The following is a 1,743-nucleotide window of genomic DNA, read 5'->3' on the forward strand; positions in this document are numbered from 1 at the left end:
TAGTGGCGCAGAGGGCGCGGCTTTATAGAGCTTGGGTAAGAAATAGGGTGTACAGGCTTTTGATAAGAAAAGTCATTTAACCGTAATTATCTCTTGAAGCGGTGGGCAACGAGTTGCCCACCCTACGCTTGCTTAAATCGCGTACGGCGGCTTTTTGCTCTTCGCTCAGCAAATCGGGATTGGCGGCGGCTTCTTTGCCTGCGGCTTCCGAACCTGCTCTGGCCAATGCGCCGCTTTCGATGCTGCTGCCGTTGGCGTAGGCAACCAGCCCCCCAATACGGCATGGCTGAGCAGTTGGGCTGCCTGATTTGGGTTGCTGCCGTTTTGACTGAATGTTTTGCCGATAAGTTCGGCGGCGTAGGGAGCTACGGTATTGGCGGCCGTCTGAATATCGGTTTGGCCGCCTAAGATGCCTGTAACGACGGCAGTGTCTACATTTTAAGGCACAGGATTTGCTATTTGAATTTTTTTTGTGAATTCAGATAAGTCTATATAGCAACATTCTGTTTTACCATCATTACCTATAATTAGGCTAATACCTAAATTAGGAATATTTATCCCTATATCGTCTTGTTCTACTATATTTGTATTTTTTTCATATAACGTTTTGATAACATCATCTTGGTTTTTTCCTAATAAGTTAAACTCAATCATATTAGAAAATAAAATACACTCATTAGGACAAAAAATTTCCATTTCTTCAAGTCTATTATTATTATCATAATAGCAATGTAAATTTAGACTATAAAAATTATCCGTTGTATTGGTTGAAAATTCGCTTTTATAAAATTCTTGAAAATGTGAATTTAATAAGTTGCGCACATTTTCTCTTTCCATCTGATAAAATAAATGCGGTAGGTTTTCATTTACTTTATCTAATATTAAAAACTTCATGAGCTTATTCCTATTTAGTTGTTTTGAAAGATTTAGGGTTTAAAGTTTTTGAATAATCCAGCATTTCTTTAAGTGCTTTATCATATTTATTACCAAATTTACTTTTTATATCTCTTACATCCATATCTATTGCTTCTTGCAACTTGCCTTGCTGTAAAAGCTCTTGCTGTTTACGTCTATATTCCCTTGCTTGTTTAGTATTACCATAACTTGCGGTTCGTTTATGGTCTCCAGGATCCATCTGAATTGCCGGTCCATTTTCACTACTGATCGGTGCACCTTTGTAGCATGATTGTGCAGGGCAGTGATGTGAATCAAGGCGGTCATTTATCGGCTTCTTAGTATCCGCATGTGCGCCTCCTCTGTATTGCCCTGATGTCGAGGCCATGGCCTGAGAAGGAATTTCCCCCTTAGGCACTTTAACCTTAACCCCGTTTCCGGCAACGGCAAGCGATACATTGTTGCTTGCCAAATCGTGGCTTATTTGAACAAAATATCCGTATGCTTCCGATGACTTGCCGTTTTTCAGCAAGTCTTTGGCTTTCATATAAGCACCTTTTGCGCTGCTGCTTAATTTATCAAAAGGCAAAATAGCAATAAAAGCCAACATTTTGTCAGCAGGTGTTTCTGCTTGGTAATAGCTGCTGCCCAAGTCATAAATTGGAAACAGCTCGCTTAAAAGGGTATCGACTGTCGGTGCGCCGATGTATTTGGCTGATGCAACCGTGCCTTTATCGTATGCCTGGCGTAATGCTTGGCACTCTTCAGCAGTCTTACAGCCTGATGTTTTTATAGCTTCATTCTGCGGATTAACAAATAAATTATTCTCCACAGCATTCTGCGCCGCCT

General features: G+C 40.7%; 4 protein-coding genes. 1 reads left to right on the forward strand and 3 read right to left on the reverse strand.

What is annotated here, in order from left to right; all coding sequences use genetic code 11:
* Positions 1 to 76: 76 nt before the first annotated feature.
* Positions 77 to 226: a hypothetical protein gene (locus BDE01S_RS11380; RefSeq protein ID WP_156472607.1), complete on the reverse strand. Its 150-nt coding sequence runs from the start codon at positions 224 to 226 to the stop codon at positions 77 to 79.
* A 56-nt stretch (positions 227 to 282) separates the two neighbouring features.
* On the opposite strand from BDE01S_RS11380, the gene BDE01S_RS11745 reads away from it, so the two are divergent.
* The gene (locus BDE01S_RS11745; protein ID WP_255265808.1) at positions 283 to 408 is read left to right on the forward strand and encodes a hypothetical protein; all 126 of its coding nucleotides are present in this window, start codon (positions 283 to 285) and stop codon (positions 406 to 408) included.
* A gap of 30 nt (positions 409 to 438) precedes the next feature.
* On the opposite strand, the gene BDE01S_RS11385 is transcribed toward BDE01S_RS11745, so the two are convergent.
* Both BDE01S_RS11385 and BDE01S_RS11445 read right to left on the reverse strand, forming a co-directional pair.
* Positions 439 to 894, reverse strand: a complete 456-nt coding sequence (locus tag BDE01S_RS11385) for a hypothetical protein (RefSeq protein WP_115225357.1) — start codon at positions 892 to 894, stop codon at positions 439 to 441.
* Between the two features lie 10 nt (positions 895 to 904).
* The coding region (locus BDE01S_RS11445; RefSeq protein ID WP_218015876.1) for a hypothetical protein at positions 905 to 1,743 on the reverse strand (839 nt) is incomplete at its 5' end.

Source organism: Bergeriella denitrificans NBRC 102155, from assembly GCF_001592185.1.
GTDB lineage: Bacteria > Pseudomonadota > Gammaproteobacteria > Burkholderiales > Neisseriaceae > Neisseria > Neisseria denitrificans.